Origin of the sequence: Pseudomonas cuatrocienegasensis (assembly GCF_900110925.1) — a bacterium.
Classification (GTDB): Bacteria; Pseudomonadota; Gammaproteobacteria; order Pseudomonadales; family Pseudomonadaceae; genus Aquipseudomonas; species Aquipseudomonas cuatrocienegasensis.
Genome location: NZ_FOFP01000012.1, coordinates 69,012 through 94,435, shown reverse-complemented (window position 1 = coordinate 94,435; position 25,424 = coordinate 69,012). Strand labels below are relative to the sequence as shown.

The following is a 25,424-nucleotide window of genomic DNA, read 5'->3' as shown; positions in this document are numbered from 1 at the left end:
CGAACGATTCCCTCTGGCTCAGCCGTTTCGCCGGCAAGCCAGCGCGTACGGGCGTTTTACTCGCCGCGAATGTACTGCTCCAGTTGCTGGATCAGGCTGGCCTGGTCGGCAATGGTGTGTTTGACCAGGTCACCGATCGACAGCAAACCGATCAGCTCGCCTTCGGCCAGCACCGGTAGATGGCGCAGGTGGCGGTCGGTCATCAGTTGCATGCATTCCTGCGAGGTGTCGCGTGGGCTGACGGTCAGCACATCGGCGGTCATGATTTCGCTGATCGGCACATTGAACGAAGGGCGCTCCAGCAACGCCACTTTGCGCGCGTAGTCACGCTCGCTGACGATGCCCGCCAGGCGGCCCTTGTCATCCAATACCACCAGTGCGCCCACACCTTTTTCAGCCATCATCTTCATCGCATCCAACACCGTGGTGTCAGGGCTGACGCTGTAGACGGCGGCCTGGGGTTTGGCGCGGATGATCTCGGCGACGGTTTTCATGGGGTGGCTCCTGCTCTGCTTTTTATTAGAGGTTAAGGATAGTGCGCGCAACAGCGCTTGGCTGCCAAGCCAAGGTGCCGATCAGAGCATCTGCGTGAGCGCAGTGCAACTGCACCATGGTCACACCCAGAGTCAGGTGTGACCATGCGGCCTCAGACGCAGGGCAATGTCAGCCGTACCTCGACCCCGCCCTCGACGTTGTCGATGCGCAATACGCCGCCGTGCAGTTGCAGCACTTCCTCAACAAAATTCAGCCCCAGACCCGTGCTTTTGCGCCCGCTGCCGGGGCGTGGCAGGGAGTAGAAGCGCTCGCACAGGCGCCCCAGGGCGTAGTCGGGAATCGCCTCGCCCTGGTTGAACAGGCGCAGCTCGATCTGCCCGGCCTGGGCCTCGGCGCTAAAGCGGATCAGCCCGCCGGGCGGGGTGAAGTCCAAAGCGTTATCCAGCAGATTAGCCAGGGCCTGGCGCAGCAGGAAGGCCTCGCCACGGGCGCTTAATCCGGCGCCAATACGGTTTTCAATCTGCAGGCCCGCCGCTTCGATGCGCGCCATCTGCGCCTGTAGCAGAGAGTCGACCAGCGCTTGCAGCGGTACCGCCACCTGTTCTTCCAGGCCCTGGCGTTGCTCGACCTGGGCCAGGTGCAGCAGGCGCTCGATCAGCTGCTGCATGCGCGCGCTTTCCTGCTCGATATTGGCGACGAAGCGCTGACGTTGCGCCGCGGGCATTTCGCTATCGAGCAACTCCGCCGCACCGCGGATCGCCGCCAGTGGGCTTTTCAGCTCATGGGTAAGGGTGTGTACGTAGCGCTCGACATAGGCCTTGCCTTCCAGCTCGGTGCGCATGCGCTCGATGGCGCCAGCCAGTTGCGCCAGCTCGCCGCCGTGCACGCTGGGCAGTTCGGCGCGCTGCCCGGCGCTAACTGCCTGGGCGTAGCGGGTCAGCTTGCGCAACGCAGCGCTGAGCCACCAGGAGAGCAGCGCGCCAATCAACAGGCCAAGGACGATCAGGCCGCCACCGAGCCAGGCCAGACGCCGCTCGGAGCGTTCGATATAGGGCTGCAGGGTGCGGTTGGGTTTGGCCACCGAGACCACGCCGATAATCTGCGCGCCGTCCATGATCGGCGCTGCCACGTACATTACCGAGGAGTCGGGGTCGTTCGGGTCTTCCTTGGTCGAGCGCGCGCCGTATTCGCCGCGCAGGGTGCGCAGCACATCGTTCCAGCGTGAGTAATCCTGGCCCACCGCTGTACCCGTGGAGTCGAGCAGGACGATGCCGTTGGCGTCGGTGACGTAGATGCGGTGGTTGACCTGGGTTTTTTCCACACCCCAGATATGCGCCTGGGGCTGGCGCTGGCCATAAGCTTGCAGCAGTTCGGGCAGGCGGCTCTGCTGCAGGCGCCCGGCTTTGACCTCATCGCGCAGAATTTCGGCCAGCAGGTTGGCGGTATCCACCAGGGTTTCTTCGGTGCTTTGGCGCACCCCGGGGCGGATTTCATCCATCACCGTGCTCAGGACGAACCAGCCAGCCAACCCGACGAAGAAGAAGTACACCAGAAAGATGCGAACGCCTAAGGGCATCAGGCGTGCCTCGGCGAGTAGCTGTAGCCCAGGCCACGATGGGTCTGGATCGGCTCAGCCGCAGCGGCTACCTGACGCAGCTTGGCGCGCAGGCTTTTGATATGGCTGTCGATGGTGCGCTCGTAGCCGACATCGGCGGCCACCCCCAGGCCGTCGAGCAGTTGCTCGCGGGAGAACACCCGCTCCGGCTGCGCCAGCAAGCTGTGCAGCAGGCGGAACTCGTGGCGGGTCAGGCTGAGCAGCTGGCCATGGTAGTGGATCTGCACCCGTTCGCTGTCCACCTGGAACGGGCCTTGAGGCACCGGCGTAGCGGCGACTTCACGGGGCGCCATACGCTTGAGAATGGCCTTGACCCGCGCCGCGACTTCCCGCGGGCTGAAGGGTTTGACCACGTAATCGTCGGCGCCGATTTCCAGGCCAACCACGCGGTCGATTTCCTCGCTGCGCGCGGTGAGAAAAATCACCGGCACCTCGGAGAAACGCCGCAACCGCTTGCACGCCTCGAAGCCGCTGATATCCGGCAGGCCGACATCGAGAATCAGCAAATCAGCGGGATTGCGCTGCTGCTCAGCCAAGGCCTGCTCGGCCAGGCTTAGCCAGGTGGTGGTAAAGCCTTCGCTCTGCAGGGCAAAGATCAGGGTGTCGGCGATCGCGGCTTCGTCTTCGACAATCAGAATATGCGGCATGGGCGTCCTGCGCGTGGCAACTCGGCGAGGAGCCTGCGGCAGGCCGGCTGTAGCGTCAAGGCCGAGGCTGCGCAAAGCAGTGTCGCGGCTAAAGCCCCTCCCACAGAAAGCGTCAGGCACCTAGCGCCTACAGAGCCGCCCCTAATTGAGTTCGAAACGCCCGGTATTCTGCGCCAGCACCTCGCTGCCTTGGCGCAATTGCTCGGCGGCATTGCTCACGGCCTGGGCGCCCTCAAGCAGGGTACCGGCGGCCTGATCGACCTGCTGGATATTGCCACTGACCTCATCGGCGGTGGCCGCCTGCTGCTCGGCAGCGGTGGCAATCTGCGCCAGCCGGTCGCTGACCAGTTGCACCGACTCGACGATGCTGCTCAGGTCTTCGCCCATGGCCAACACGCTGGACACATCGCCCTCTGCCTGGCGCACCGCTTCCTCCATCTGGCTGACCGACTGGCCGACCACCTTGTGCAGGTCGGCCACCGTCTGGGCGATTTCCGCGGTGGAATTCTGCGTGCGCTGGGACAGCGAGCGCACCTCATCGGCCACCACGGCAAAACCGCGGCCCTGCTCGCCCGCCCGCGCGGCCTCGATAGCGGCGTTGAGCGCCAGCAGATTGGTCTGCTCGGCAATGCCCTTGATCACATCGACCACGCGGGTGATCTGCTCGGTCTGCTGGCGCAACTGCTGCAGGGTCGCCGCGCTATCGCCCAGACGACCACTGAGCTGACGCATGCTGGCGCTGGTGCGCTGGCTGCGCTGGTTACTCTGCTCGGCAATTTCACGGGTCTGCCCCGCCTCCACCGCTGCCTGCTCGCAGCTTTGCGCCACGCTCAGCGCGGTGGCGGCCATTTCCGTAGCAGCGGTGGCGATCTGACTCATTTGCCCCTGTTGCTGCTCGACCGCGGCCAGGGCGGTTTGCGCTTCACGGCTGAGGCTCTGCACCGTGCCGCCGAGGCGCTGGCTTTCCTGGTCGACACCTTGCAGCGAGCTGCGCAACTGGCCGACCGCGGTGTTCAGAGCGCTGGCAATCGCGGCCAGATCATCCTCGCCATGGACCTGCATGCGCACCCGCAGATCACCGTCGCGCAGCCCTTCGGCAGCGGTGATGATGCTTGCGGTACTGCGGCGTATCGAGGCATTCAGGCACAGCAGGACATAGAGCGCGATCAGGGTCAGCACGCCGAAGGCAAGGATGATTTCCGTCATCTTCCATTGCGCCTCGCTGCGGTAGCGCCCGAGGGTTTCGGCAAACTGCCGGTATTGGGCGTCCTGCAGCGCGTGCAAGTGGCCTTCGAGCACAGCGACCCGCTCGATAAATTGCGCCGGGGTCAGCGTCATCGGGCTGGCCTGGAACATGTCGCGATCAATCTCGCTGAGGAACTGATCCAGGCCCTGCTCGGCCGCAGCAAAGGGCGCGTCGAGGTTACGCATGGCCCGTGGCGCCTCCTGCGCCAGGGTGGTGCGGGCTTTGACCAGTTGGCTGCGTGACTCGTCCAGGGCTCGGCGCAGGTCACGCATCAGCACGCGGCTCTGCAGGGTGAAGTGCTGGGAGAACACCGCGCCATAACCCTGGCTGACGAAACTGCCGAGGTTGTCGAGCAAGCGCGGCAGGGTGAAGGTCAGTTGCTCCATCATCAGGTAGCTGTCCAGGTACGGGTCGAGGATCAACCCGCTGTCCGTCGCCACCTGTTCGCGCAGGGCCATCACCTGCAAGAGAGTCTTTTGGTAACGCTCGAGCGCTTCGGGTAACGGTACCTTGCCCAAACCAGCGGCCGCCAGCTCGGCGCGCAGCGCCTGCAATGTCTTGAGGTGTTCCTGGGTCTGCGAGCTGAGCATCTCGCCTTGCAGTTGCTCAGCAGCCGCTTCCAGGGCGGTATCGAGGGCGGCTTCGCGGTTCTGTAGCAACGCCTCAGCTGCGGTATCGGTGCCCTTCCATCGCGCAAATAAAGTCCGCTGCTCCAGAATAGAGCGCTGCACCGCACCAATGCTTTGCACGCCCTGCATGCCTTCCAGCTCGTTGTCGATCAGCGCCAAACGCCCAAGGTGATCAGTGCTGATCACCCAGAGCGCATAGGCCAGCGGCAGTACGAACAGCACGAACAACAGCTGAAATTTACGGGCGAAGCTGAACCGCTCCAGTACCCGAATCCCAGGCTTGAGTACTCCAGTCATTACGACACCTCATGCGCCAAGTGCTTGACGTCATTAGTAGCAAAGAGCCTGCACAAGCAAGAACTAAGCCGCAGGTCGTAGTCGTAATGGTGGGAACCTTGGTCTGTCGCACTGCGTGGGAGAGAAAGCGCAGCGCGCTGCTTTAGCAGGCCGTTGAAAAACCTAGGCGATGGCAACGTAGGTAGTTTTTCAACAGCCTGTTAGCCGCAACGGCTGCAGCGCTTTCAATAGCTATCGCGAATAAATTCGCTCCTACAACGAGCGGCAAATGACTGTTGTCGCGACACGACTAGGGTCTGTTGACATTTCGTTCGCGACCCTGCGGCTTGCGACGAAACGGCAACAGCCCTTAGCACTGCGGCTGCTCAGCGGTATAGCGCGCTGCCGGGTTGACGGCGGCATTGAGGTCGCGCAGCGCGCTGGCGCCAATCAACAGCGGGTAATCGAAGTGCCGGCGATCGGTCAGGTTGACCTCCACGGTACGCAGTTCGTCACCGACACAAATGTCCATGTCGACCACGGGACGCTCGGCGTAGGTAGGCTCGGTACCGGCGCCCTGCTCTTCGGCGCGGTTCTTGATCGTGCTGATGCGCGCCAGGGGCTGCTCGAACAGGGTGTCGTCAGCATCCTCGGTGGCCAGGCGGAAACGCACCCAGTCATCACCGTCGCGGGAGAAGCGCTCGATGTCCTTGGCTGACAGGGACGCGGTCACGGCGCCGGTATCCATCTTTGCCTTGAGGGTCTGGCCGATCTGCGGCACGCGAATATGTTCGTAGCGGCCATAAAGCGTTGGCTGGTTGGCCAGTGCTGGCAGGCTCAGGGCAGTCAGCAGTGCAGCGGTAAGCATCTTCACGCCAGGGGTACCTCCTTCTAAAAAGACAGGACTTCCGACTGGCAGGCGGCGCGATGGTTCGCTGACAAATGCGTCTGAATGTGGCGGCAGTCGTGCGCTCAGCGCACAGGTAGGCCCGCCCAGATCTCGTCGAGGTTGCGAAAGCCCCAGTCGGCGGCCGACTCACGACCGACAATCTTGTCGCGCCCAGCGAGCTTGCCCAGGTCGATCACCTCCTGGGGGATCGCCGCCTTGAGTTTGGCGGAGAAGAACACCTTGACCTTGGGCGCGAGCAGCGACTGCGCGCCCTGTTCCAGCACCACGCCAAGACGCCCGCTCTCCAGCCGTACCAGCGAGCCGGTGGGGTAAATGCCCACGGCCTTGACGAAGGCCTGGAACACCACAGGATCAAAGTGCCCCGCCCATTCGGCCATCTTGCGGATCGACTCGGCCGGGTCCCAGCCGCGCTTGTACGGGCGGTTGGAGGTGATAGCGTCATACACATCACAGACCGCACCCATTCGCGCGAACAGGCTGATCTGATCGCCCGCCAAACGATGGGGATAACCGCTGCCATCGACCTTTTCATGGTGATGCAGGCACACATCGAGCACCAGGGCGCTGACTTGCTTGCTCTCGATAAGGATCTTGCCGCCCGCTTCGGGGTGCCGCCGCACACAGTCGAATTCGGCATCAGTGAGCTTGCCCGGCTTGTTCAGCAGCTCCAGAGGCACGGCCATCTTGCCCACATCATGCAGCAGCCCGGCCAGGCCAGCCTCGCGCACCTGGGCCTCGGCCAGACCGAGCTGACGGGCCAGGGCAATCATCAGCGCACAGACCGCCACCGAGTGCATATAGGTGTATTCGTCGGCAGTCTTCAGGCGGGCCAGGCTGATCAGCGCATTGGGGTGGCGCATCACCGACTCGGCGATGTCTTCGACCAGTTGCTCGGCAGCCTCGAACTGCAGTGCCTGCCCCATACGTATATCGCCAAACATGCTGGCCACGGCTTTTTTCGAGCGTGCGCAGAGCCGCGTCGCACGCTCCAGCTCATCCTCCAGCGAATGGAGCTTGCCGGACGGCTGCAATTCGGCGGCAAGCAATCGGGCCTGAGTTTCCGCCTCGGCCTGGGCTTGGGAAACGCTCTCGGTACCCGCCTCGATATCCAGGCCTTTGCTGGCATCGATCCATAGTTCACGCACACCACTGCTGCGAATGCGCTGCAGGTCCTTGGGTGAGTCGAGGAGAAACTTGGCCTTCCAAAACGGGTGATCCATCCATGAGCCGCAGAACTCCTGGATATACATTCCGACACGCACGTCGGTCACGGCTATGCGCTTGAGCATGGAGCACCCTTGAGGAAAGAGCTAAGCAGCTAACTAAATTGTCCGACAATAATAAGGCATGCACCTTGACTGCGATCAAGGCCACCGATGAATAGTAGCTATGGGACAGCATTGTTGGTACGACTTGGAGCCACTGGATGCGCTGTTTATTATGGCCCGCTCCGCGCACTACAAGGAGCCGCCATGCGCCGCCTGTTGACCGGCCTATCCGTAACCCTGCTGCTGTTGCTCAATACCCTGATGCTGATCGGCCCTTTGTTGCTGATCGCCCTGGGCAAATTCGTGCTGCCCGGCAAGGCACTGAAGACCGCCAGCTCACGCGGGGTCATGTGGGTGGCGGAAACCTGGGCCGAGATCAACAAGCTGATCTTCGCCGCGCTGCTGCCGGTGCAGTGGGATATCCGTGGCAGCGCCGACCTGCGCCAAAGCACTTCCTACCTGGTGATCAGCAACCACCAGTCATGGGTCGATATCCCCGCTCTGGTCCAGGCGTTCAACCGCAAGACGCCCTACTTCAAATTCTTCCTCAAGCAGCAACTGATCTGGGTGCCCTTCCTCGGCGTGGCGTTCTGGGCCCTGGACTACCCCTTTATGAAGCGCTATTCCAAGGCGTTTCTGGCCAAGCATCCCGAACTCAAAGGCCAGGACCTGGCCATCACCAAGCAGGCCTGCGAGAAGTTCAAGGACCTGCCGGTGACCGTGGTCAACTACCTCGAAGGCACCCGCTGTACCCCGGCCAAGCAGGCGCAACAGGGCTCGCCCTATCGCTACCTGCTCAAGCCAAAAGCCGGTGGTGTGGCCTTTGTCCTCGCAGCGCTGGGCGAACAGCTGGATACCGTGCTGGATGTGACGGTGGTGTATCCGGGCACGCGAATCCCCGGCTTCTGGGATTTGCTCAGCGGCCAGGTGGACAAGGTGATTGTCGATATCCAGACCCGCGACCTCGACCCGGCGCTGTGGCAGGGCGACTACGAGAACGACCCGGTGTTTCGTCAGTATGTGCAGGCCTGGGTAACGCGCCTGTGGGAAGAGAAAGATGCGCGGATTGCGGCAATCCGCGCGGAGCTGTAACCGCTATGTCGCGGCTAAAGCCCCTCCCACAGACTTGTGGCGCTTTTGTGGGAGGGGCTGGGCGGCATCCGCTTTAGCCGCGACGGTTTAACTGCCGTTGATCAGGCCGCGCTAAACAGCTTGTGCGGGTCGATCACGAATTTCTTCGGCACACCAGCATCGAACTCGCCGTAACCGCGCGGTGCGTCGTCCAGGCTAATCACCTGCACGCCGACCACTTCGGCGATATTGATGCGGTCCCACATGATCGCCTGCATCAGTTGGCGGTTGTACTTCATCACCGGGGTCTGGCCGGTGTGGAAGCTGTGGGATTTGGCCCAACCGAGGCCGAAGCGGATGCTCAAGGAGCCGATCTTCGCTGCGGCATCCACCGCGCCCGGGTCTTCAGTGACGTAGAGGCCAGGGATACCGATCTTGCCCGCCACCCGCACCACGCCCATCAGCGAGTTGAGCACCGTGGCCGGCGCTTCATGCTGGGCACCCGAGTGGCCATGTCCACGGGCCTCGAAACCCACGGCATCGACGGCGCAATCGACTTCCGGCTCGCCCAGCAGCGCGGCGATCTGCTCGTGCAGCGGGGTGTCCTTGGACAGGTCGGCAATCTCGAAACCCACCGCCTTGGCATGGGCCAGACGCACCGGGTTGACGTCGCCAACGATCACCACCGCGGCGCCCAGCAAACGCGCAGAGGCCGCTGCGGCCAGGCCAACCGGGCCGGCACCGGCGATATACACGCTGCTGCCAGGGCCAACACCAGCGGTGACCGCACCGTGGTAACCGGTGGGCAGGATGTCGGACAGGCAGGTCAGGTCGCGGATTTTCTCCATGGCCTTGTCGCGGTCCGGCAGCTTGAGCAGGTTGAAGTCGGCATAGGGCACCAGCACGTACTCGGCCTGGCCGCCGGTCCAATCGCCCATGTCGACGTAGCCGTAGGCACCGCCGGCGCGGGCCGGGTTGACCGTCAGGCAGACGCCGGTGTGCTGCTCCTTGCAGGAACGGCAACGGCCGCAGGCGACGTTGAACGGCACCGAGACCAGGTCGCCGATTTTCAGGTTTTCCACGTCGCTGCCCTTCTCGACCACCTCACCGGTGATCTCGTGGCCCAGCACCAGGCCGACCTGGGCCGTGGTGCGGCCGCGCACCATGTGCTGGTCGGAGCCGCAGATATTGGTGGACACCACCTTGAGGATGACCCCGTGTTCGATCTTCTTGCCGCGTGGGTCCTGCATTTTCGGATAGTCGATCTTCTGCACCTCGACCTTACCGGCGCCGAGATACACCACACCACGATTACCAGACATACGTCGTTCTCCTTTCTTGTTGTGAATACAAAGGCGTGACCGACGGCCACGCGGCCTTGCACTGGAGTAGTTGCGTCTGTTGCCGGGCGGCGCCGAGGGTTTGGCAGTCGGCGTCACCGGTAAATCTCTGTGTTGCTAAGCGCTGCTGTCGTTTGATGCTAACGACCGAGGCCACCTGCAAATGCCCGGTAGTCAGATAACGGTCGCTGTTCGCCCGTTATTGCTCCGGCGCTTCTTCCCGGGTGTCGCTGCGCTCGACCCAGGCTACAAACAGCGGCTAGGCGTGCAGCACCACCGTGCGGCCGTCGTTAAGGAACACGCGGCGCTCGAGGTGGTAGCCGATGGCTTTGGCCAGGGTCTGGCATTCGATGTCGCGGCCCTTGGCGATCAGGTCTTCGGGGTAATGGGCGTGATCCACCGGCTCCACGCCCTGGGCAATGATCGGCCCCTCGTCGAGGTCGTTGTTGATGTAGTGGGCGGTGGCGCCGACCAGCTTGACGCCCTTCTCATACGCTTGGTGATAGGGCTTGGCGCCCTTGAAACCGGGCAGCAGCGAGTGGTGAATATTGATCGCCCAGCCATCCAACTGGCGGCACAGCTCGGGCGAGAGCACCTGCATATAGCGAGCAAGCACCACCAGTTCGGCACCGCTGTCTTCGATCACCTGCAGCACCTGGCGCTCCTGCGCCGGTTTGTCTTTCGGGTCGAGGGGGAAGTGGTAGTAAGGAATCTCGTGCCAGCGTGCCAGGGGCTCCAGGTCCGGGTGGTTGGACACCACCGCCACCACGTCCATGGCCAGGTGGCCGATGCGTTGGCGGTAGAGCAGGTCGTTCAGGCAATGGTCGGCCTTGCTGACCATCAGCACCACCTTGGCCCGGTAACCCGGCGGGGTCAGCTCAACCTGCATGCCGAAAGCACTCAAGCGCTCATCAAGGCCGGCGCGAAAAGCCTGCTCGTCGAAGCCATCCGGCTGACGGAACTCCACGCGGATAAAGAAATGTGCCGACAGGCGATCATCAAAGGAATGGTGCTCGGTGACGTAACAGCGCTGCTCGAACAGAAAGCGCGTCACCGCATCCACGGTGCCGAGCACGCTCGGGCAGTGGGCGGTAAGAATCCAAGTGTCGGGGGTGCGGCTCATGGTCGGTCCCTCGGTAGTCTGCGCACTTGCGGCGCTCGTGGGAGGGGCTTTAGCCGCGACAGGCGTTGCCACGGGAAAAGTCGCGGCTAAAGCCCCTCCCACAGGTTGTTTATTGCCGTCAGGCCTCGATGGCCAACCCATATTCGGCGCTGGCATCCTGCAGCCACAACCAGATGTAATCGGCGAAGCTGCGGCGCACCACCAGCTCCCAGGTGTCTTCGCCGGTGTGGCGGATCACCAGTTGCGACTTGGCGAAGTGGGTACCCACGGCCTTGCCCACCGGGAAGCTGCTCGGGTGCACGTCGTAGCTGGTGGATTTCATCAGCACCTGGCGCACGTTCGGCCCGCTCAGCTCCAGCAGGGTCTGGCCGCCGCTGACGTTGACGACCGAGATGTGCTGGTCAGCCAGCGCTGCTCGCAGCTTCTGCTCCACAGCGAACTCGGTGCCGCTCGGCACGATCAGTAGCCACTCGTCCGGGCCGAGCCACTGCAGCGACTGATCGCCTGCGCTAACCACTGCCAGCGCAGCGGGCAAAGCCAGGCCAGTGGCCTGTTCGACGGCGCTGGCAAAGGCAGCATCGTCAGCATCGCCACGCAGGGTCAGGTGGCCCAGCAGTTTCTTTTCACGCAGGCTCACACCGGCATGCTTGGGGCCTTTTCCAGCCAGCTCATGGAGGCCGGCGTGGTAGAGCGGCGACTCGCCCTGGGCGGCGTCAGGCCGCTGCTTGTAAACGTTTATGGCATTCATGCTTCACCTACCTGGCGCAGTGCACCCTGAAATTCTTGCGGTTTGTCGCGTGCGGCGTGCAGCTCGACGTCAAACATTCTGGCGCTCCCCTTTCGGGTCATAGAACACCGAGCTGACGATCTCGGCCTCGATCACGCTGCCATCCACCAGGGGCGCGAACACCCGCTCACCGATGCGTTTGAGGCCGCCCTTGACCACGCCCATGGCGAAGGAATAGCCCAACGCCGCGCTCATGTAGCTGGAGGTTACGTGGCCGACCATCTGCATGGGGATCGCCTGTTTCGGGTCGAACACCAGCTGCGCACCCTCCGGCAGCACCTGGTTCGGGTCGATGGGCTTGAGCCCGACCAACTGTTTGCGGTCCTCGCGCAGACCATCTTCGCGGTTCATTCCGCGCCAGCCGATCCAGGAGAACGGCTTGGTCCGCCCAACACACCAGCCCATGTTGAGGTCGTCCGGGGTCACCGAGCCGTCGGTGTCCTGACCGACGATGATGAAGCCCTTCTCGGCCCGCAGGACGTGCATGGTCTCGGTGCCGTAAGGCGTCAGGCCATGCTTCTGGCCGGCGGCGATGATTTTCTCCCACACGCCCAGGGCGTAGTCGGCCTGCACGTTGACTTCATAACTCAGCTCGCCGGTAAAGGAGATGCGGAACACCCGCGCCGGCACACCGCCGACCTGGCCTTCCTTCCAGCTCATAAACGGGAAGGCATCTTTGTCGAGATCGATATCTGTCACTTCCGCCAGCAGCTTGCGGCTGTTGGGGCCGGACAGGGTCATGGTCGCCCAGTGGTCGGTAACCGAGGTGAAGTACACCTTCAGCTCCGGCCACTCGGTCTGATGGTAGATTTCCAGCCATTCCATCACCCGTGCGGCACCGCCAGTGGTGGTGGTCATCAGGAAGTGGTTGTCGGCCAGGCAGGCGGTGACGCCGTCGTCGAAGACCATGCCGTCTTCTTTACACATCAGGCCGTAGCGCGCCTTGCCCACATCCAGTTTGGTCCAGGCATTGGTGTACACGCGGTTGAGAAACTCGCGGGCATCCGGGCCTTGAATGTCGATCTTGCCGAGGGTCGATGCATCCAGGATGCCGACTGCATTGCGTACCGCCAGGCACTCACGGGCAACGGCGGCGTGCAGGTCTTCACCGGCCTTGGGGAAGTACCAAGGGCGTTTCCATTGGCCAACGTCTTCGAACTCGGCGCCGTTTTGCAGGTGCCAGCTTTGCATCGCGGTGTAGCGTTTGGGCTCGAACAGCGCACCGCAGTGACGGCCGGCAATCGCGCCGAAGGTCACCGGGGTGTAGTTCGGGCGGAACATGGTGGTGCCCATCTGCGGGATGCTGATGCCCAGCGAACGGGCGGCAATCGCCAGGCCGTTGATATTGCCCAGCTTGCCCTGATCGGTGCCGAAGCCCAGTGCGGTGTAGCGTTTGACGTGCTCGACCGACTCGAAGCCTTCACGGGTGGCCAGTTCGATACCAGCGGCGGTGACGTCGTTCTGCAGGTCAACGAACTGCTTGGGCGCACGCGCCGTCGGCTTGTCGTGGGGTACTTGGAACAGCGCAATCGCGGGTTCCTCGTGCCGTGCTTCGGTGGCCGGCAGACTGCCTTCGACAGGGCTCAGACCGGCTTCGACCGCGGCTTTGACGCCGGCCTCGAAGCCATCAGCGAGCACGTCGCCAAGCCTGAACACACCATTCACGGCACCGGCGCACTCGCGCTTCTGTAAGCCATCACCGGGCACAAAGGCCAGGATGTCCTCACGCCAGGTCGGCTTGCCGCCCAGGTGCGAGGCCAGGTGCACCACCGGGCTGTAGCCGCCGGAGCTGACGATCAGGTCGCAATCGAGCACCTCGCCAGGGCTGGTGACCTTGAGCGCGGTTACGTCGATGGCGCAGATGCGCGCACCGGTCACGCGCTTGCTGCCGCGAGCCTCGACCACTGCGCTGCCGGTGAGGATACGCACGCCACGCGCCCGCGCCTCTTCGACCCAGGCGCCGCGGGGGTTGCTGCGTGCATCGGCGACGGCCACCACCTGCAGCCCGGCGTCGAGCCAGTCGAGCACCACGCGGTAGGCGTAATCGTTGTTGGTCGACAGCACCAGTTGCTTGCCCGGCGCCACGCCATAACGGCGCACGTAGGTGGACACCGCATCGGCGAGCATATTGCCGGGCACGTCGTTGTTGGCGTACACCAACGGCCGCTCGTGGGCGCCGGTGGCCAGCACCACACGCTTGGCGCGTACGCGGTGCATGCGTTGACGGGCCATGCCCATCGGCGCGACTTCACCCAGGTGATCGGTGAGACGCTGGTGGATGGTGAGGAAGTTGTGGTCGTGGTAACCGTTGACCGTGGAGCGTGGCAGCAGGGTGACATTGGCCATGCCGGCCAGCTCGGCCACCACCTCGTCGACCCACTCGCTGGCCACCTGGCCGTCGAGGGTTTCGCGGGTGCTGAGCAGGCTGCCGCCGAACTCTTCCTGCTCATCGGCAAGGATCACCCGCGCACCGCTGCGCGCAGCAGCCAGGGCAGCCGCCAGACCAGCGGGGCCGGCACCGACCACCAGCACGTCGCAGTGCTGGTTCATATAGTCGTAGCTGTCCGGGTCCACTTCGGTGGGCGAGCGGCCCAGGCCCGCCGCCTTGCGGATGTACTTTTCGTAGGTCAGCCAGAGGTTCTGCGGGTACATGAAGGTTTTGTAGTAGAAGCCCGGCGGCATCATCTTGCCGCCGACCTTGCCGAGAATGCCCATCATGTCGGTGTTAACGCTCGGCCAGCCGTTGGTGCTGGTGGCGACCAGACCGGGGTACAGCGCCTGCTGGGTGGCGCGCACGTTGGGGATCTGCGCCGCTTCGGTGCTACCGATCTGCAGCACGGCGTTCGGCTCTTCCGCGCCGGCGGCAACGATGCCGCGTGGGCGTGAATACTTGAAGCTGCGCCCGACGATGTCCACACCATTGGCCAGCAACGCAGCGGCCAGGGTGTCACCGGCAAAACCCTGATAGGTCTGGCCGTTGAACGTGAAGGTCACGGGCTGGCTGCGGTCGACGCGGCCACCGGTGGCAAGACGATTGACCTGGCTCATGCCGTTACTCCTTGGTCGACAGCCTGCGGCTCGGCGCCACCTGCGGCAGTGAAGCGCGGTTTTTCGCCGATCTTGTAGGTTTCGAGAATTTCGTAGGTCACCGTGTGACGGGTGGCATTGAAGTACTGGCGGCAACCGGCGGCGTGCACCCACAGCTCGTGGTGGATGCCGCGCGGGTTATCGCGGAAGAACAGGTAGTCGCCCCACTCCGCATCGCTACAGGCGGCCGGGTCCAGCGGGCGCGGAATATGCGCCTGGCCCTTGGCGTGGAATTCCTCTTCGGAGCGCAGTTCGCCGCAGTGAGGGCAGAAGATATGCAACATGGGTAAGCCCTCTTAGTGAGCCACGGCAGCAGCGCCGTGCTCGTCGATCAGTGCGCCGGTGTGGAAACGGTCCATGGAGAACGGTTTGGCCAGCGGGTGCATTTCGCCCTTGGCCAGGCTGGCGGCAAACACGTGGCCCGAGCCCGGCGTGGCCTTGAAGCCGCCGGTGCCCCAACCACAGTTGAAGAACAGATTCGGTACCGGGGTCTTGGAAATGATCGGGCAGGCGTCTGGCGAAGTGTCGACGATGCCGCCCCACTGACGGTTCATGCGCACCCGCGAGAGCACCGGGAACATCTCGACGATGGCCTGCAGGGTGTGCTCGATGGTGCCGTAGGAGCCGCGCTGGCCGTAGCCGTTGTAACCGTCGATGCCGGCACCAATGACCAGGTCGCCTTTGTCCGATTGGCTGATATAGCCGTGCACGGCGTTGGACATGATCACGCTGTCGATAATCGGCTTGATCGGCTCGGACACCAGCGCCTGCAACGGATGGGATTCCAGCGGCAGGCGAAAGCCAGCAAGGCCGGCCATATGCCCGGAATTACCGGCCGTGACCACGCCCACGCGCTTGCCGCCGATAAAGCCCTTGGTGGTTTCCACGCCGATGCACACGCCGTTTTCCTTGCGAAAGCCGATTACTTCGGTCTGCTGCAGCAGGTCGACGCCCAGGGCATCGGCGGCACGGGCATAGCCCCAGGCCACGGCATCGTGACGGGCCACGCCACCGCGACGCTGCACGGTGGAACCCATCACCGGGTAACGGGTGTTCTTGCTGCAATCCAGGTAGGGAATCTCTTCGGCCACCTGCTTGGCATCCAGCAGTTCGCCGTCCACGCCGTTGAGGCGGTTGGCGCTGACGCGGCGCTCGGAGTCGCGCATGTCCTGCAGGGTGTGACAGAGGTTGTAGACGCCGCGCTGGCTGAACATGACGTTGTAGTTGAGGTCCTGGGACAAGCCTTCCCACAGCTTCATCGCGTGCTCATACAGGTGCGCCGACTCATCCCACAGGTAGTTGGAGCGCACGATGGTGGTGTTGCGCGCGGTGTTGCCGCCGCCCAGCCAGCCCTTCTCGATCACCGCGACGTTCTTGATGCCAAACTCTTTGGCCAGGTAATAGGCCGTGGCCAGGCCATGGCCGCCACCGCCGACGATGATCACGTCGTATACCGGCTTGGGCGTGGGGTTGCGCCACATGCGCTGCCAGTTTTCGTGGTGGCTGAACGCGTGCTTGAACAGGCCGAAGCCGGAATAACGTTGCATGGGATGCTCCTGAAATCTGGGTCGTGCAATCTCTGTCGCCCGTGAAATGGATCTGGCGTTACCCATCCACCCGGCTGCAACGGTGGATGTAAAAAGCGACATCCACCCTACAAATCAATCAGGCCGTAGGGTGGATCACGCTTTACCGATCCACCCTACGGCCACACGCGTCAGCGATAGACCGGGTAATCCGCGCACAGCTTGGCGGCCAGGGTCGCCACTTGCGCCTCGACATCGGCATCGCCGAGGTGGTCGAGCACGTCGCAGATCCAGCCAGCCAGCTCGATGCTCTGGGCTTGCTTGAGGCCGCGGGTGGTGATCGCCGGGGTGCCGATACGCAGACCGGAGGTGACGAACGGCGACTGTGGGTCATTCGGCACGGCGTTCTTGTTCACCGTGATGCCGACCCGGCCCAGGGCGGCATCGGCGTCTTTACCGGTGATGCCCTGTTTGATCAGGCTGACCAGGAACAGGTGGTTGTCGGTGCCGCCGGAGACCACGTCGTAACCGCGCTCGATAAACACCCCGGCCATGGCCTGGGCGTTGTCGATCACCTGCTGCTGGTAGGTCTTGAACTCAGGTTCCATGGCCTCCTTGAAGCACACCGCCTTGGCCGCGATCACGTGCATCAGCGGGCCACCCTGGGCGCCGGGGAAGACTGCCGAGTTGAGCTTCTTCTCGATATCCGGGTTGCTCTTGGCCAGGATCAAGCCGCCGCGCGGACCGCGCAGGGTCTTGTGGGTGGTGGTGGTGACCACGTCGGCGAAGGGCAGCGGATTGGGGTACAGGCCAGCCGCGACCAGGCCAGCGACGTGGGCCATGTCGACAAACAGCAGCGCGCCGACCTTATCGGCGATGGCGCGAAAGCGCGGGAAATCCAGGGTTTTCGAGTAGGCGGAAAAACCGGCAACGATCATCTTCGGCTGGCACTCGACGGCCAGGCGCTCGACCTCGTCGTAATCGATCAGGCCGGTGGTGGTGTCGATGCCGTACTGCACGGCGTTGTACAGCTTGCCCGAGGACGACACCTTGGCGCCGTGGGTCAGGTGGCCACCGTGGGCCAGGCTCATGCCGAGGATGGTGTCGCCGGCATTGATCAGCGCCAGGTACACCGCGCTGTTGGCCGAGGAGCCGGAGTGCGGCTGCACGTTGGCGTAGTCGGCACCGAACAGCGCCTTGGCGCGATCAATCGCCAACTGCTCGACCACATCAACATGCTCGCAGCCGCCGTAATAACGCTTGCCCGGATAGCCTTCGGCGTACTTGTTGGTCAGGCCGCTGCCCTGGGCCTGCATCACGCGCTTGCTGGTGTAGTTCTCGGACGCGATCAGCTCGATGTGGTGCTCCTGGCGCGCCTCTTCGGCGTCCATGGCGCGGAGCAATTCATCGTCGTAACCCTGGATCTGGTCGTGCTTGCTGAACATCGCGAGTCTCCTGCGGCAGTCGCTGCGGCGCATCTGGTCGGTAGGGGAACGAGCCCCAGTTGCCGCTGATGGTATGACTCGCCCTGCCCCCCCAGATGCCTATGCACGCCACGGGGGATTGCGTTTGCGACATGCGCGTACGCGACATGCAGCTGTCGCCCTTGAATATGTAGCGCGGAAGGTTGCGGCGTCAGTGCAACAAGGCCCGCACGCCGGCGAGCAGAAGAAAATGCGCGGGGTAGAACAGGTAGGCCCAGCGCCGCACGGGTGGCACGCGCAGGCTGAGCGACTGGCGCAGCAGCCACAGGCCGAGCAGCGGCACCGCGATGCAGGTGAGGATCACCGTGCAGGCAAACAGGTCGCCGCGCAGGGCGTCGACATAGAACGGCGGCCAGTAATTGGCCGCCAGGCACAGCAGCACCGGCACCGGCCAACGCTGGGCCGGCTGTTGCAGCGCATAGACAAAGCCCGCCGGCAGCAACGCACCGGGCAGGCCAAACATCAGCCAGGGGTGAGCCAGCCCGGCGACCAGCAACGCAGCCAGGGCCACCCAGCGACGCGTACCCCAGGGTTGCCCCAAGCCACTGGCAATCAACAGCCCGAGCAACAGCGTGGGCATCACATTGAGGCTTTGTGCACCGGGCAACAGCACGCGGTACGGCCACTCGGAGAGCAGCGCAAACGCCAGCAACCAGCCCAGGTAGCGCCAGGCAAAAGGATGCTGCGCCGAACGCAGGGCATTCGCCGCAATGGCCAGACAGAAGAAGGGAAACGCCAGGCGCCCCGGTGCATAGAGAAAATATAACGACGGCCAGACATGGCGCAGGTGATCGACCAGCATCAGCCCCAGCGCCAGCCACTTGATCAGATCAAGGGCGCGGTCGCGGGGCGATGGGGTGAGGGCGTTATCAGGCATGCACAGGCCGGTCGAAAATCATTGGGCCGACGACTCTAGAGTCTGTTGCCGTTTTGTCGCAAGCCGCATGGCCACGACCCCAACGTCAACAGACTCTCGCATCCGCCCTCGGCGACAGGCCAAAGGGTGCAGCCTTTGAGCGGCTGCGCTTACTGTTGCAGGTGCGTGCTGCAGCTGCTCGATGCGCTGACCAGGCGCTGTTGCATGGCCGGATCAGGCGGCGACTGACGGCTCATTTCCTGCATTTCGGCTTCGCTGAACTCGCTGCTGACCTTGTCGGCCGCGCAGCCACAGAAGGCCTGCAGTTGCGCCGGGGTGTGCTCGCCCTGGGCACCGTTGACGCATTCCCGCACGAAGGTGGCCTTGGCATCGGGCGCCCATTCGGCAGCGACAACCGGTACGGCAAAAGCCAGGGGGGCGAAGAGTGCAATCAGATGACGGTAGCGCATGGGGTGGCTCCTTGTTCGACTAAACACCGGGCCGACATAACGCGGCCCACTGCAGGTTCTGAGCCCCTTGGACCGCGCAGAGTTCCTTCAAACTGCCGGTCGGCCCTTGAGCGACCTGGGGCAGACTGTCGCGCAGCCCCCAGCCCGGCAGCGCAGACGGGTAAACTGTGCGCATCAGCCGGCAGTGCCCGGCGCAGCGAAGACAAGGACTTCCCATGAGCGACACCGCCCAGCAATTTGCCAGCGACAACTACTCCGGCATCTGCCCGGAAGCCTGGGCCGCGATGGCCGAGGCCAACCAGGGCCACGCCCGCGCCTACGGCGACGACCCCTGGACGGCACGCGCCGCCGACCACTTCCGTCGCCTGTTTGAAACCGACTGCGAAGTGTTCTTCGCCTTTAACGGCACCGCCGCCAACTCCCTGGCCCTGGCCTCGCTGTGCCAGAGCTACCACAGCGTGATCTGCTCGGAGACCGCCCACGTCGAAACCGACGAATGCGGCGCGCCGGAATTCTTCTCCAACGGCTCCAAACTGCTGACCGCACGCAGCGAGCTGGGCAAGCTGACCAGCGAGAGCATCCGCGAGGTCGCCCTCAAGCGCCTGGACATCCACTACCCCAAGCCGCGCGTGGTGACCATCACCCAGGCCACCGAAGTCGGCACCGTTTACAGCCCCGACGAAGTCAGCGCTATCGCCGCCACCTGCCGCGAGCTCGGCCTGCACCTGCACATGGACGGCGCGCGCTTCTCCAACGCCTGCGCGTCCCTGGGCTGCAGCCCAGCCGAACTGACCTGGAAAGCCGGCGTCGACGTGCTGTGCTTTGGCGGCACCAAAAACGGCATGGCGGTGGGTGAAGCCATCCTGTTCTTCAACCGCGAATTGGCCGAAGACTTCGACTACCGCTGCAAACAGGCCGGCCAGTTGGCTTCAAAGATGCGCTACCTGTCTGCGCCCTGGGTCGGCATCTTGCAAGACGACGCCTGGCTGAAATACGCCCGCCACGCCAACCACTGCGCCCGTTTGCTGGCCGAGCGGGTGCGTGACGTACCGGGCGTCAGCCTGATGTTCCCGGTGCAGGCCAACGGCGTGTTTCTGCAACTGGCCGAACCCGCACTGCAGATCCTGCGCGACAAAGGCTGGCGCTTTTACACCTTTATCGGGGCCGGTGGCGCACGCTTTATGTGCTCCTGGGACACCGATATCGAACGGGTCGAACAGCTGGCCCGGGATATCCGCGAGGCCATGGCTGCCTGCTGATCGGTTGCAATGAAAAAAACGCTTAGCGGAATGTTGGCCACGCGCTGGCTGACACCGGACTGGCAAGTTTGTGTGCGTATCGACCGAAGGCTTGGCATGGCCCATTAACGCGGTTGCATCAACTGTAGGAGCGAATTTATTCGCGATATTCTCGATACCATCGCGAATAAATTCGCTCCTACACATGCGATCGTGCAGACGACACCCAAAGCCCCTTCAGGAGGCCGAGTGGAATCGCCGCGTAAGGGGTTGAGCGACATGGATGTCGCGACGACTGCATGGATGCAGGAGGTAGAGCGAAGCAGGATGCCCGAGCCGAGAGCCACGCTGGGCCATGGATGGCCCTTCGTGGCGTACCCCTGGAGTGGTGATGGAAGGAGGGAACCCCGGCGCAGCCGGGGCCGGATGGTGGGGTGCCCTTCTCTTTGGTTACTTTCTCTTGGGCAAGCAAGAGCTACGCAGCGAAGCGGAGTAACAGCCGCAGGCTGGCCCGCAGGGTGAGCACCGCGAATCAAGTGACTCGCCCGTAAGGGGCGAAACCCGCCAGACCAGACAACTAGGTAATGGATAGAGCCACGTCGTCAGTCACGCACACTTTTTTGCCAGTCCGGTATCAAGTCCACCCTTCGCAAAGGAATGGGATGAAGCCATTAAAAAGCCCTGCCTCGTTAACCGAGAGCAGGGCTTGATGGGTTCGCCAGGCACGGCCTTATGCACAGAGTTGGTGGGCAGGCGCCCGTCCCGGGTGTCGCTTCGCTCGACCCAGGCTACCCGCCTCTAGAACAGCACTAGCCGCGCCAGACGAAGCGGGCTTACTCCATGGTGCCGTCGCCGGTCGAGCTCGGCGTTATGTCGGTACCCGTGCCGCTGCCGGTGCCCATGTCGCTGTCCACCCCGGTCCCGGCATCGCTGCCGCGATTATCGTCGTGCTTGGGCATACCAGAAGCTTCGACGCCCTGGTCGGCTCCGGTATTGACCCCGGCACCACGGCCGCTCTCAGAACCGTCCGGAGTACCGGTGGTGGCGTCGGTGCCTTGATGTTTGGAGTGATCGGCATCGGCCGCCTGCACGCTGCTACCCATAACGGCAAACAGGCCAGCAAAGGTCAGCGCGGTAATCGTCTTGTAGTTCATGGTGAAACCTCCTGGTAACCAATAAGTAAGGTGTTGCACATGACTCAAAGACTTGGTGAGGCAATCCCAGGCCAAGGTTTAGCCCATAATCCGTTGCCGGATATGTCTCCCTTGTTGTGCACAACCTCGCGCTTATCCCCGTTCACCGTGGACCAGCCTGTGGACAAGCTGTAGCGAGTGGGCTGCAGCTCTTATCTAGCGGGGCCTGCAGGAGATTGATCAAATAACAGCCAAAGCACCTGTCGACGCCTCAGGTTACCCCCGGAAAACCTGCACCTGACTGTGGATAAGCTGTGGCCTTAGCGCTGCAAGCCTTACGCTACTTGGCCTAGAAAGATTTGAGCGTTTTTCGTACAGGCTCAATCTGCGCATCAAAGGGGAGGCTATGGCCGGTGCTGCACGCAACAGCCCTGTGAATTACCCCCACTTCCCGTGGATGGTGCTGTGGACAAGCTGTACTGATACGCCTGCAGGCCTTATTAATACTGGCCCGCGAAGAATCGTACAAAAAACGATCAGCGCTATCAGACAGCCTTTAAGTTGACCACAGAAAATCTGTACGGCGCTGTGGATAAGCTGTGCGCCCTGCCCTATACGCCTTGTATTCAGTGACTTAGGGAATATTGGTTATTTTATGAGCAGCTCGTCAGCGTCCCAACTCTGTGCCTGGCGCCTTGCAGTGCTCGGGGCGTGAATGGGGTTATCCCCTGGCAATGGGGCACAAGGCTGTGGACAAGCTGTAGCTCAGTGGCTGCGGCCGTTAGCAGACGTGGCGTGGAGGCGACTGATCAATTAATGCGCAGCCACAGAAAATAGCCCTGCCTCGCGGCAATAGGCGATTTAGAGGCGTTAAGGGGTCATGCAGTGAATAACGGAGACCCGCCTGGGGCCTTTGCTCAAGCGCCAAACCTTAAAGCCTGTGCGACTTGTCCCCGTTTTACGGGGAACCGCCTGTGGACAACCTGTAGGGAACAGGCTGTAGATCACGAGTAGCAAGGCCTGCAGCGAACTGACTATTTTTCAACCAATTCTGTATAAAGGATGACCCGTGATACGCCCCTCGCCATACGACTATTCAGCCGCCCAGCAACCACGAGGCTTATAAGCCAGGCACACGCGCGGCAAAATAGGCAGCTCGGCACGGCCGCAGGTTATCCCCGTTGCAGGTGGACGGGCCTGTGCATAAGCTGTCGTAAAGTCGCTACAAGCCAGTCAAATCAAGGCCTGTAGCGCAGCGATCACTTTTCGATCACTCAGTAGTCGATGCTCACATCGCCCTGGGGCACGCTGCAGCAGGAAAGGATGTAGCCCTCGGCCACGTCTTCATCGGTGATGCCGCCGTTATGTTCCATGGTCACCTCGCCGGCGGTCTTCATTACCTTGCAGGTGCCGCAGATGCCCATGCCGCAGGCCTTGGGAATGTGCAGGCCAAGCTTGGCCGCCGCCGAATGCACGGTTTCGCCTGGGTCGACCCGGATGCTCTTGCCGGTGGCGACGAAGGCCACCTGATGCTGATCGGCCAGCGGCACGGGCGGCGCATCGGCAGCTTCGGCAGCCAACTCCTTGACCTCGGCACGCACCTCGGGTGGCGTCGGGCCGAAGGCTTCCTCGTGGTAGCGCGACATGTCGTAGCCGTTGCCTTCGAGCAGCCGTTTGACCGCGCTCATGTAAGGCGTCGGACCACAGCAGAAGATCTCGCGGTTCAGGTAATCCGGCGCCATCAGCTCCAGCATCTTCTGGTTGAGGTAGCCGCGATAACCGGCCCAGGCTTCGCCCAGGCCGTGCTTTTCGCAGATCACATGCAGGCTGAAGTTGTTGATCCGCGCGGCCATGTGTTCCAGCTCGCGGTGGTAAATGATGTCCTTCGGCGAGCGCGCGCTGTGAACGAAGACCATGTCGACGTTGGCGTTGGTGTCGTAGAACCAGCGCGCCATGGACATCACCGGGGTGATGCCGACCCCGCCGGAAAGAAACAGCACCTTATCCGCAGGGAAGTCGATGGCGTTGAACAGCCCGACCGGGCCGTGCACCGGCAGTTCCTGGCCTTCCTGCAGGTTATCGTGCAGCCAGTTGGAGACCTTGCCGCCCGGCACCCGCTTGATGGTGATGGAGAAGCTGTAAGGCACCGAAGGCGAGCTGGAGATGGTGTAGGAGCGCATGATCGGCTGGCCGTCGATCTCCAGCTCCAGGGTGACGAACTGACCCGGCTTGAAGAAGAACAGCACTGGCTGGTCGGCCATAAAGCAGAAGGTGCGCACATCCCAGGTTTCCTGGATGACCTTGACGCAACGCACCAGGTGGCGGCCGTTGCTCCAGGTCTGGGTGGTGACCGGGTTGAGGAATTCGTTGGACATGTCGTTTTCTCGCGCACGAAGGGCTGTCAGGGCGGCCTGTTGGCTTCGATTGTGCGCAACGCCCACCCCGCTCATTTATCCACCCGCGACATATACATGCTTATCGCGACCTGCCAGTAAGGGCGCGGCTTACCGCGTCGGAAACGGATGCGGCCATGTCGCCCATGGACAAGGTTTGCCCCGCGCTCGGCTCCACACTCGTTCCCAACACAACGGATAAGAGCGTGCCACGCGCCCCACTGCGCCGTCCCTGACAGCCTGGTGCAGACGCCCAGCCACGCCGCCTTGCGTAACAACCGCGATCCCCACTTTTGCGACGATCGCCCTGCGATCAGTCATTGAGGAGTTACCGATGGACGTCACCGCCACCCTGAGTCTGGGCGACCCGCTGGAACCGGCACGCAAGGCCACCGCCGAGATGCTGCAAAGCCGCGAGCGCACCTTCTCGCTGCCGCAGCCGTTCTACAACGACGAGCGCCTGTTCAAGATCGACATGCAGGAGATCTTCCACAAGGAATGGCTGATCGCCGGCATGACCTGCGAGATCCCGACCAAGGGCAATTACCTGACCCTGCAGATCGGCGACAACCCGATCATGGTGATCCGCGGGGCCGACGGCGTGGTGCACGCCTTCCATAACGTCTGCCGCCACCGCGGCTCGCGCCTGTGCACCAGCGACAAGGGCAAGGTGGCCAAGCTGGTCTGCCCCTACCACCAGTGGACCTACGAGCTGGACGGCCGTCTGCTGTTCGCCGGCACTGAAATGGGCGCGGATTTCGACCTCAAGGACTACAGCCTCAAGCCGGTCAATTGCAAAGTGGCGGGCGGCTATATCTTTATCTCCCTGGCAGAAAACCCGCCGGCCATCGACGACTTCCTCAGCACCCTGGCGCACTACATGGAGCCCTACGACATGGAAAACACCAAGGTGGCGGTGCAGACCACCTTGATGGAAAAGGCCAACTGGAAGCTGGTGCTGGAGAACAACCGCGAGTGCTACCACTGCAACGGTTCGCACCCGGAACTGCTGAATACCCTGCTGGAGTGGGATGACGTCACCGACCCGCGCGCGACCCAGGCATTCAAGGACCAAGTGGCCGAATGCACCGGCCGCTGGGACAAGGACAACATCCCCTACGCCCACGCCAGCTTTGGCCTGCGCAACCGCATCGTGCGCATGCCGCTGCTCAAGGGCACCGTGTCCATGACCATGGACGGCAAGCCGGGCTGCAAGAAGCTCATGGGCCGTATCACCGACCCGGACCTGGGCTCGATGCGCATCCTCCATCTACCGCACTCGTGGAACCACTGCATGGGCGATCACCTGATCGTCTTCACCGTATGGCCGATCAGCGCCCAGGAAACCATGGTCACCACCAAGTGGCTGGTGCACAAGGACGCGGTGGAAGGTGTCGATTACGACGTGGCCCGCCTGCGCCAGGTGTGGGATGCGACCAACGACCAGGACCGTCGCCTGGCCGAAGAAAACCAGCGCGGCATCAACTCCACCGCCTACCAGCCCGGCCCCTACTCGAAGACCTACGAGTTCGGCGTGGTCAACTTTATCGACTGGTACAGCGAGCGCGTACTCAACAACCTGGGCGCGGCACCCGCGCCTTACTTGCGCCAGGTTGGCGCGGAGTAAACAGGCATGACCTTAGGGTTGTGGCTACTGCTCGGGCTGACGGTTTACGGCCTGAGCGCTTGCCGTGCACAGCCCGCAAAGCCCGACCGCTCTTCACACTGAGGCCTTCACGGCCACCCTCGCCCCCGCTGGGAGTTGGCCCTGGCGGGGGCTTTTTATTGAGTGTGGCGCAAGCTGGGTAGCCTGGGTTGAGCAGCGCGATA

20 protein-coding genes are annotated in these 25,424 nt (G+C 63.0%); 3 read left to right on the top strand and 17 right to left on the bottom strand.

Features of this window, described 5'->3' with window-relative positions; translation table 11 throughout:
* Nucleotides 1-56 precede the first annotated feature (56 nt).
* The 6 genes from BMW49_RS16695 to BMW49_RS16670 all read right to left on the bottom strand — a co-directional run bounded on the left by BMW49_RS16695 (nucleotide 57) and on the right by BMW49_RS16670 (nucleotide 7,107).
* Nucleotides 57-494: a CBS domain-containing protein gene (locus tag BMW49_RS16695; RefSeq protein WP_069519339.1), complete on the bottom strand. Its 438-nt coding sequence runs from the start codon at nucleotides 492-494 to the stop codon at nucleotides 57-59.
* 152 nt (nucleotides 495-646) lie between these two features.
* Nucleotides 647-2,071: a two-component system sensor histidine kinase CreC gene (creC, locus tag BMW49_RS16690; protein ID WP_069519340.1), complete on the bottom strand. Its 1,425-nt coding sequence runs from the start codon at nucleotides 2,069-2,071 to the stop codon at nucleotides 647-649.
* On the bottom strand, nucleotides 2,071-2,757 hold the full coding sequence (creB, locus tag BMW49_RS16685) for a two-component system response regulator CreB (protein ID WP_069519341.1): 687 nt from the start codon (nucleotides 2,755-2,757) through the stop codon (nucleotides 2,071-2,073). The genes creC and creB overlap by 1 nt, the downstream gene beginning before the upstream one ends.
* 141 nt (nucleotides 2,758-2,898) lie before the next feature.
* Entirely contained in the window at nucleotides 2,899-4,929 is a 2,031-nt protein-coding gene (locus BMW49_RS16680; protein ID WP_069519342.1) for a methyl-accepting chemotaxis protein, read from the bottom strand.
* A gap of 349 nt (nucleotides 4,930-5,278) precedes the next feature.
* Entirely contained in the window at nucleotides 5,279-5,776 is a 498-nt protein-coding gene (gene rloA2 / locus BMW49_RS16675; protein WP_069519343.1) for a retropepsin-like aspartic peptidase RloA2, read from the bottom strand.
* A gap of 104 nt (nucleotides 5,777-5,880) precedes the next feature.
* Nucleotides 5,881-7,107 (bottom strand): HD-GYP domain-containing protein, encoded by a 1,227-nt coding sequence (locus tag BMW49_RS16670; RefSeq protein WP_069519344.1) that lies wholly within the window; start codon nucleotides 7,105-7,107, stop codon nucleotides 5,881-5,883.
* 183 nt (nucleotides 7,108-7,290) lie between these two features.
* Here BMW49_RS16670 and BMW49_RS16665 point away from each other — a divergent pair, with 183 nt between their 5' ends.
* Complete coding sequence (locus BMW49_RS16665; protein ID WP_069519345.1) at nucleotides 7,291-8,178, top strand: acyltransferase; 888 nt, start codon at nucleotides 7,291-7,293, stop codon at nucleotides 8,176-8,178.
* Between the two features lie 101 nt (nucleotides 8,179-8,279).
* On the opposite strand, the gene fdhA is transcribed toward BMW49_RS16665, so the two are convergent.
* The 9 genes from fdhA to BMW49_RS16620 all read right to left on the bottom strand — a co-directional run bounded on the left by fdhA (nucleotide 8,280) and on the right by BMW49_RS16620 (nucleotide 18,830).
* Complete coding sequence (gene fdhA / locus BMW49_RS16660) at nucleotides 8,280-9,479, bottom strand: formaldehyde dehydrogenase, glutathione-independent (RefSeq protein ID WP_069519346.1); 1,200 nt, start codon at nucleotides 9,477-9,479, stop codon at nucleotides 8,280-8,282.
* A gap of 277 nt (nucleotides 9,480-9,756) precedes the next feature.
* A complete protein-coding gene (gene purU / locus BMW49_RS16655) occupies nucleotides 9,757-10,620 on the bottom strand; it encodes a formyltetrahydrofolate deformylase (RefSeq protein WP_069519347.1) in 864 nt (287 codons plus the stop codon).
* A 118-nt stretch (nucleotides 10,621-10,738) separates the two neighbouring features.
* Nucleotides 10,739-11,368: a sarcosine oxidase subunit gamma gene (locus tag BMW49_RS16650; RefSeq protein ID WP_069519348.1), complete on the bottom strand. Its 630-nt coding sequence runs from the start codon at nucleotides 11,366-11,368 to the stop codon at nucleotides 10,739-10,741.
* 69 nt (nucleotides 11,369-11,437) lie between these two features.
* Nucleotides 11,438-14,455, bottom strand: a complete 3,018-nt coding sequence (locus tag BMW49_RS16645) for a sarcosine oxidase subunit alpha (protein ID WP_069519349.1) — start codon at nucleotides 14,453-14,455, stop codon at nucleotides 11,438-11,440.
* The gene (locus BMW49_RS16640) at nucleotides 14,452-14,778 is read right to left on the bottom strand and encodes a sarcosine oxidase subunit delta (RefSeq protein WP_069519350.1); all 327 of its coding nucleotides are present in this window, start codon (nucleotides 14,776-14,778) and stop codon (nucleotides 14,452-14,454) included. The genes BMW49_RS16645 and BMW49_RS16640 overlap by 4 nt, the downstream gene beginning before the upstream one ends.
* Before the next feature lie 12 nt (nucleotides 14,779-14,790).
* On the bottom strand, nucleotides 14,791-16,041 hold the full coding sequence (locus tag BMW49_RS16635) for a sarcosine oxidase subunit beta family protein (RefSeq protein WP_069519351.1): 1,251 nt from the start codon (nucleotides 16,039-16,041) through the stop codon (nucleotides 14,791-14,793).
* A gap of 170 nt (nucleotides 16,042-16,211) precedes the next feature.
* Nucleotides 16,212-17,465, bottom strand: a complete 1,254-nt coding sequence (glyA, locus tag BMW49_RS16630; RefSeq protein ID WP_069519352.1) for a serine hydroxymethyltransferase — start codon at nucleotides 17,463-17,465, stop codon at nucleotides 16,212-16,214.
* Between the two features lie 190 nt (nucleotides 17,466-17,655).
* The gene (locus BMW49_RS16625) at nucleotides 17,656-18,381 is read right to left on the bottom strand and encodes a TraX family protein (RefSeq protein ID WP_069519353.1); all 726 of its coding nucleotides are present in this window, start codon (nucleotides 18,379-18,381) and stop codon (nucleotides 17,656-17,658) included.
* A gap of 149 nt (nucleotides 18,382-18,530) precedes the next feature.
* Nucleotides 18,531-18,830, bottom strand: coding sequence for a hypothetical protein (locus BMW49_RS16620; RefSeq protein WP_069519354.1), 300 nt, complete (start codon nucleotides 18,828-18,830; stop codon nucleotides 18,531-18,533).
* Nucleotides 18,831-19,045: 215 nt separating this feature from the next.
* Here BMW49_RS16620 and BMW49_RS16615 point away from each other — a divergent pair, with 215 nt between their 5' ends.
* A complete protein-coding gene (locus tag BMW49_RS16615; RefSeq protein ID WP_069519355.1) occupies nucleotides 19,046-20,089 on the top strand; it encodes a threonine aldolase family protein in 1,044 nt (347 codons plus the stop codon).
* Nucleotides 20,090-20,901: 812 nt separating this feature from the next.
* Here BMW49_RS16615 and BMW49_RS16610 read toward each other — a convergent pair.
* Both BMW49_RS16610 and gbcB read right to left on the bottom strand, forming a co-directional pair.
* Nucleotides 20,902-21,222: a hypothetical protein gene (locus BMW49_RS16610; RefSeq protein ID WP_069519356.1), complete on the bottom strand. Its 321-nt coding sequence runs from the start codon at nucleotides 21,220-21,222 to the stop codon at nucleotides 20,902-20,904.
* Nucleotides 21,223-22,475: 1,253 nt separating this feature from the next.
* Nucleotides 22,476-23,576, bottom strand: a complete 1,101-nt coding sequence (gbcB, locus tag BMW49_RS16605) for a glycine-betaine demethylase subunit GbcB (RefSeq protein WP_069519357.1) — start codon at nucleotides 23,574-23,576, stop codon at nucleotides 22,476-22,478.
* A gap of 352 nt (nucleotides 23,577-23,928) precedes the next feature.
* On the opposite strand from gbcB, the gene gbcA reads away from it, so the two are divergent.
* Nucleotides 23,929-25,221, top strand: coding sequence for a glycine-betaine demethylase subunit GbcA (gene gbcA, locus BMW49_RS16600; RefSeq protein WP_069519358.1), 1,293 nt, complete (start codon nucleotides 23,929-23,931; stop codon nucleotides 25,219-25,221).
* Nucleotides 25,222-25,424: the final 203 nt, after the last annotated feature.